This is a genomic window from Streptomyces sp. NPDC000229 (assembly GCF_040300825.1).
Classification (GTDB): Bacteria; Actinomycetota; Actinomycetes; order Streptomycetales; family Streptomycetaceae; genus Streptomyces.
In genome coordinates this window covers 1-6,644 of record NZ_JBEPEL010000147.1, presented here as the reverse complement: position 1 = coordinate 6,644, position 6,644 = coordinate 1, and the positions used below count along the sequence as shown (strand labels likewise).

Below are 6,644 nucleotides of genomic sequence, written 5' to 3'. Positions count from 1 at the left end.
GGATGACACGGTTATGTTCCCCTCTCCGATACGAGCATCGCGGGAGGCAGTATGCGCAGGTACGGACAGCGGCAGACCTTGGCAGGGTGTGTGCTTGCCGCCATAACCCTGATCGTCTCTGGCTGTGCAGCCGAAGGGGCGGTGCCCCCGACGGCGTCCGCACCGACGGCCGGCCGGTCGGACGGGGTATCGGCAGAGGCCTCCCCCGTGATGGCGAGACCGACGCTGACAACCGAGCAATTGAAGGCCTTGCCTTCAAGGACGGTGAAGTGCCACAGACCCGCGGCCGGGCCGTGGACGAGCCCCCTCCGGAGGACCAGTCGGTCAGCTACCCGACCTTTCCTCCCGTCTCGGATGCGTCGTGCCAAACGATGCTCGACGTCCTCGAGGCCGAGACAGCCTCCGCCTCCGTGATCCAGATCTTCAATTGGCACGACGGAATCTACCCAGGAGGCTCCACACTCGCTTCCTACGACGGCACGAAGGCGGAGCAGGCCTTCATGCAGCTACGGAAGGCGCTCACAACGTGCAAGTCCTACACAGGGACGGGCTGGACAGGGAAGTACACAGCCCAAGTCACCATGGAGGAGTACTCACTGCTTGGAGACGAGACGCTGAGCCTGCGTATCACCGGACCGACAGAGGTGGGCATGCGCAACGAGCAGTTCGTGATCGTACGAGTGGGCAATACGACCGCGGCGTTCAGCTCGATGGACGTGGACCGCCCTGCCGAGTTCCCTCGTGAGCTCATCAACCGGCAGGTAGAACGACTCAGCAACTCCCCACTTCGCTAGGACCTGTCGTCAAAGTGATCTTGATTGGCGGATCATAGTGGGGTGATACGCCGCCACGAACTGTCTGATGCCGAGTGGGATCTGATACATCCATTGCTGCCCCGGCCCGCGCTGGGGCGGCCACGACTGGACGACCGGATGGTCCTCAACGGGATCGTGTGGAAGTTCCGGGCCGGGGTAGCCTGGCGGGACGTGCCCGAGCGGTACGGACCGTGGGCCACGCTCCACACCCGTTTTCGCCGGTGGGCGGCGAACGGCACGTTCGACCGGATGCTTCGGGCCGCACAGGCGAGGGCGGACGCGGCCGGAGACATCGACTGGCTCGTGTCGGTCGACTCCACGATCGTTCGGGCCCACCAGCACGCCGCCGGGGCGCGAAAGGGTCTGTCGCCGATCTTGTGATCGGCCACCGCCCGGGCCTGTCAGCGCTTCCGGATAGCATCACTGCGCTTCGCGAGGCGAGATGGGAGGGGGCCGAGCATGCAGGTCGCCGGGGTGGATGCGTATGTCAATCACCCAGTCCTGGCGCTGGGGTCGACTGACTGGCTGCCGGCGATGGAGTTGGGGGAAGAGGCCGCGGTCGCCTGTGACACTCACGTAGTGGTGCGGGTGAAGGCTCAGGCCCAGCTCATCAAGGTGCGGCTTTTCGTCGAGCCGTTCGACGAGGGGGCCGGGCCGGATCCTTCCTTCACCACGGTCTTTGAAGGACCGCTCGCGTTGGCCGATGGGCGCCTGGTCATCGGTGACGTCATGGGCGAGACCCGCTTTGTGAAGCTCCTTGGTGAACAGGGCAGGCGGTGGATCCGGGTGGCTGTGAACGAACCCGGCTGGAACGCCGTCGCGGTCGACATCGCAGTGGGACCGCCACTTCGGTAGCGGGACTCACATCCTGGTCCTGTGGTGCCGCGGGTCAGCTTCGGAGGAGAATGCGCATGCGGAGGAGGTCGAGTTTGGCCCGGCCGTATCCGGCGCGCTTGAGAAGTTTCACTCTCGTGACCTGGCCTTCCACCTGGCCCGAGCTCCAGGAAGTGGACAGGCCGGCGGTGACCGCGTCATAGTCGTGGAAGAGCCCGTTGGCGAACTGGTGCAGGTGCGGCAGGTCGTCTTGTTGGACCCGCTCGATCCACACGGGAAGATCTTCGCCGCGGTGTTCGTGCATGAGACCGGCGAAGGCACGAACGTGACCAACTGTCGCGTCGAGTTCCGGGCAAGCCGCGCGGATCTCTTTGAGTCCGACGGCTTCGTCGGGCCGTAGATGCTCGGGGCGGGTCATGACCCAGCGCAGGGCCCTGCGGGGTTTGGGCAGTGCTGGCGGCGGAGGTGTGGTCACCGTGCCGTCTCGCAGCAGGCGGACGTAGCGGTTCACAGCCGTTCGCTCGCCCGGGAAGCCTTGGGCACGGACTTCACGGAAGAGCTGGCTGGCGTTGTGACAGCCGGAAGTGAAGCGCTGATAGATGTAGGGCTTGTAGTCGTCCAACTTGGTGCGGCGCTGGGTGACCTTCACCAGAAGCTCGTTAACGTTTGCAGTCTTCGCGTAGCGGCGGACCGCGTAGTAATCAAGGTCCAGGTCACGGCTGATGCCGCGCAGCGAGCGGCCTTCAGCGACAAGATCCTGGACGGCTTGGTGCCGCTCGCGGATGGTGGCCACGATCCGACGGGGCCGGCCGCGGACGTCGAGGAAGCCGTCCGGCACTGGTGGCGGTTCCAGGGCATCGGCAGGGGCAACGGCTTCATGGGCAGCGCGAAGGCACCCGTAGTGGGCGGCGACCGTCTTCTCGACGGCCTTCGCCAAGTTGCTCCACAGGTGCCAAACGTCAGCGACCTGGACTGCCTGCGGAGCCGCCTTCCTGGCCGCCTCCGCGTAGGCCGTGGCGCGATCCCAGCACACGATCTCGACCTCGGGGTGGTCGGCGAGCCAGCGGGCCACCGGCTCGGCATCCCGTCCGGGCAGCACGTCGATCGGCCGTCGGGCCTCCAGGTCGACCAGCAGCGTGGCATAGGTGTGGCCTTTGAGCAGGGCGAACTCATCGGCGCCAAGGACACGTACCTGACCCGGCTCATCCAGCAGCAGGCGCAGCATCGTGTCCTTAGCAACCGACACACCAGTCCTGCGCGCAAGACGCGAGCCGGGACGTCCAGCCAAAGCCTCCGCGACACGGGCCAGCAGCCGGTGCAGGGCCGGGGTGAAGCGCGCATGCGGGCGGGTCAGGCCCGGTATCTGCTCGGCAAAGGTCACTGCCGGGCAGTCCTGCCCAAGGCACTTGAACCGCCGTATCAGCAGCACGATCATCACCGGCAGCCCGCCTAGAGGAGCATCTGCGAGGCGCCGTTCGTACCGGCCATGCACTCGACCTGAACTCTCCCCGCACCGCGGACACTGTGCCGAAGGGGTACGCGAACGTGCACGCAAGACGACACCATCCGCATCCCGCCGAACCGCCTCGATCACCACCGCCGCCAGGCGCGGCAGGACTTGCCTCAAGCCCCTGAATTGCACACCCACACGAACGATCAACCAGGCAACACGTCACAACATCGGCGACAGACCCCGTTCACGTGTACGCCGACAGCAGGCGGCACGACGAAGCCCGGGCGACGGTACGACGGCAGCAACGCGGCACCGGGGCAGCACCCGAAGGGCAGCGGCCCGACGACCATTGCCGGCGCACTCACCAAGACCAACACCAGCCCGCGCGCTCCAGCACGGAAACCGAACAACAAGCCAGGAGGCCCCGACGACGCGACGCCGTCGAACCGCGGGACAGCGGCGGGCGGGCCAGCCACGGCTCGGTCGCATCAGCAGGTTCCGGCAACCGGACGGCACCAGCGGCGCCGACGGGCGGCGGGACGGGTGACAGCCCCCGCCCGGGCGGCAGCACGGTGGCCGAGCGTCCAGTCCGGCCCGGGAACACCCCCGGACGGCCAAACAACGGGTCCTCATCATCCGGATGCTATTGGTCATCCGAGGGAGCCCCGGCCGGGACGACCACCTAACGGCCCGACCGCAAACCGGCACCGGCCGCTCGGCCGGACAACCAGACACGTCGCGGCGAACACGGCGAAGGAGCAGCACGACGACGGAACGGCAGCACGACGCCGCCGACGCCGACCGCGGCGGGACGGCGGCGCCACGAGCGCCCGGCGGCGGGACGACGAGCGGCGGCAGCGGCCCGGGGCGGCGGCATCCCGTGACACACCAGCAGTCTGCGCACCGTGGAAGTCAGTGGGCGCGCTTGAGGTGCCAAGCAAGATCACCGGCCGGTCGGGCCGGAGCGGTGCACAGGAACGAGGGGGCGGGATGTTCTGGGACATGAAGGCGCCTGAGGAGCGGACGCGCTGGGTGCTCGATCCGTTGGTCGGGGTAGGGCCCCTGCGGTTCGGGCATGGCTGCCGGCCAGATCGGCGATTCCGGCCCATGCAGCCCCCTCCCGGGGTGCGACGGTGCTGCGGGCCGTAAGGTCCCGGCGTGAACTTCGCCTTCAACGACGACTTCTTCTGCTGCGCAATGTGCCAGGACGATGATGACCCCAACCCCAGAATCCGCCGGCGTAACCGAGAACTGTGCGTCCGCTGCGATCGAGCCCAGCAGAACGCCCGGCGATATCGCCTCACGGTCGCGGGGGTCAACGCAATCCTCCGGTCACAGAACGACTCCTGCGCCCTGTGCCAGGAACAGCCCAACGACTTCGACGATCTCAACGGCACCGACCGTACCTTCTGGTGCATCGACCACGATCACGCCTGCTGCGGGCGAGGTGGCTCCAACTGCGGGCAGTGCGTCCGCGGAATCCTGTGCCAGCCATGCAACGCGACCCGTCTGCCCGCATATGAACGCCTCCCGGAAATACTCCGCGACAGCCCACGCTTCAACAACTACCTGAACCACCCACCAGCCCGACAACCGGAAGCTCAGGTGACGGACCGCGATCTCGGCGCCCCACGGGGCCCGTTCACATCCATCCTCGACGCCTTTTTCGCATAACCCGCACCCCGGAGCGAACACGACGAGCGAAACCCCGCACAGCGCACCCGGGCGGTAGTACGGGCTGGCCGGACGTCGACCGCCTCACCCTTCGACGGCAGCAGGCCGAAACCGAAGCAACGCAGCCGCCCGGACGCGGCAGACCAGGCCGGCACCCCGCAGCGGCGGGACGGCGGCGTACGCCGGCACGGCAGCCCAACGACCACTGCTCCCGTCAGCACCCGAATCCGGGCAGCCGACACAGGAAACACCCCCGGCCGGGCCGCGGCGGCACGGACAACGAACAGGAAAGCGAGCATCAACCGCACGGCGGGTACCCCCGGGAAAGCGGGGCCAGCGGGAGACCAGCGCGGCGGACCGGCCGGGCGGCACGGCACCACCCCGTCAAGTCTCACGAGAAGTCCGCGACTCCGTTGTGGCACCGGGCTGGATCGCATGACCATGCCCAGCTCCTGCGCCAACACCGAGGCGTCACCCGCTGCTCACCCTGAAGCGGACGGCAGGACACCGGAACGGCACAGGCCCAGCCGGACGACGGCGTACGACCAGTCGACGGCACGGCGGCGTGAGCGGCAATCCGGCAGACGGCGGACGGACGGCTGCGGCGCCGGAACCCCAGGGCACGGCGGGCCGGCGACGGCCGCCCTGCGGTCCGGGCGGGACTGTGTGTCAGTGGGTGGTGGACCGCGCTAGGTACCTGGTCTGCACGTTCTGGAGCAAGGCACGAGTGTACTGAGCCAGCTTCCGGTGCTCGCTCTCGTCGATGACGAGGGCAGCCAGATAGTGGTCTGGGCCTCCCCGTACCGCATCGATGGGCATGGAGACACGCAGGTTGGGCCAGTAGCGGCCGTGTGCGAAACCGGAGGCCGCCCGCCACGTCGCGCACACCTTGACTGCGGTAAGGCCAGCAGCGGGAGCAGCGTCAAGCAGGATCTGGTTCGCCTTTGGTGCGGCCCGGCGTTGGGCACCAGTCATACCGCCGGCGTCCGGCAGATAGCCGGTGTCCCGTTCGTGCTGATGGCGGTTACGCATGTCCTCGTCCCACAGAAACAGCGCGCGACGCCAACGAAGGCGATCTCCAGCGCGACTTCCACGAGTGGCTGCTGGCCGGTCCCCTGCATAGCGTCGTCCAGGTCGAACCCATCAACATCGGCATGGGCCGCGCCGACGTCACTTCGGACCGCTGCGCTACCTCACCGAGATGAAGCAGGACAGCGACGACAACAGCCGCGCTCACATCGAGGCCAAGTACCTCACCCAAGAAGCCGAGTACACCAACACCAACGCCCCCTTCGGGTAGATCCTCATCCTCGACCTCACTCACAAAACCACAAGCAGCGGCACCCTGTGCATCGACGAACTCGCCTGGCTGACCACCCACCGTCCCCACGGCGCCACCACCGACCGTCTCGTCCTCGCCGGAATCGTCACCGGCAACCGCCTAACCCCGTCCGCCTACTCACGCTGACCGAGGCACCCCTCACAGTCCGGAGCTCGTGCGGCCTTTGACGCGCGGGTCCATCCATCCAGCGAGCCAACTCCCTCGCCTCCGCCTACCCCGGGTGCGTCAGCACGGCCAGCTCGAGGACCTGGGCGGCGCGGCTGGGCAGCGGCACCAGCAGCTCCCGTACCGCGGAGAGTGGAACCGCTGCAGCTACCTTCCCGTGGTCGCCACGGTCATGCCCTGCCAGCCGGGGCCGAGTCCTCGGCGCCTGGATGTCCTTGAGAGCGCTGGACGCCCAGAGACGGGGGCGGGGGGATGAACTGTCTTCCGGGGCGCAGCCGGTCGGGCTGCGCCCTGGTCTGCGTCGAGTCGCGGCGGGCCGTCCTGGCGCCGTTCCCCGCCGGGAGCAACGACCTGCTGTTCC

4 protein-coding genes and 1 pseudogene are annotated in these 6,644 nt (G+C 67.9%); 4 read left to right on the top strand and 1 reads right to left on the bottom strand.

Translation table 11 applies throughout. From position 1 onward, the window contains the following. Nucleotides 1-269: 269 nt before the first annotated feature. From ABT360_RS34880 to ABT360_RS34870, 3 genes and pseudogenes are all read left to right on the top strand, one after another. Nucleotides 270-794: a hypothetical protein gene (locus ABT360_RS34880; protein WP_351825705.1), complete on the top strand. Its 525-nt coding sequence runs from the start codon at nt 270-272 to the stop codon at nt 792-794. Nucleotides 795-818: 24 nt separating this feature from the next. Further along, nucleotides 819-1,175: pseudogene (locus ABT360_RS34875) on the top strand (IS5 family transposase); the annotation flags it as partial. A 99-nt stretch (nt 1,176-1,274) separates the two neighbouring features. Beyond that, on the top strand, nt 1,275-1,670 hold the full coding sequence (locus tag ABT360_RS34870) for a hypothetical protein (protein ID WP_351825703.1): 396 nt from the start codon (nt 1,275-1,277) through the stop codon (nt 1,668-1,670). A gap of 34 nt (nt 1,671-1,704) precedes the next feature. Here the strand turns inward: ABT360_RS34870 and ABT360_RS34865 are convergent, their stop codons facing one another. After that, nucleotides 1,705-3,243, bottom strand: coding sequence for an ISL3 family transposase (locus tag ABT360_RS34865; RefSeq protein WP_351825707.1), 1,539 nt, complete (start codon nt 3,241-3,243; stop codon nt 1,705-1,707). Nucleotides 3,244-4,260: 1,017 nt separating this feature from the next. Here ABT360_RS34865 and ABT360_RS34860 point away from each other — a divergent pair. Further along, the gene (locus ABT360_RS34860) at nt 4,261-4,776 is read left to right on the top strand and encodes an endonuclease domain-containing protein (RefSeq protein WP_351825701.1); all 516 of its coding nucleotides are present in this window, start codon (nt 4,261-4,263) and stop codon (nt 4,774-4,776) included. Nucleotides 4,777-6,644: the final 1,868 nt, after the last annotated feature.

Coding starts and splice junctions, on each gene's coding strand:
- ABT360_RS34870 (WP_351825703.1), top strand. CDS start 1,275: ATGCAGGTCGCCGGGGTGGATGCGTATGTCAATCACCCAGTCCTGGCG.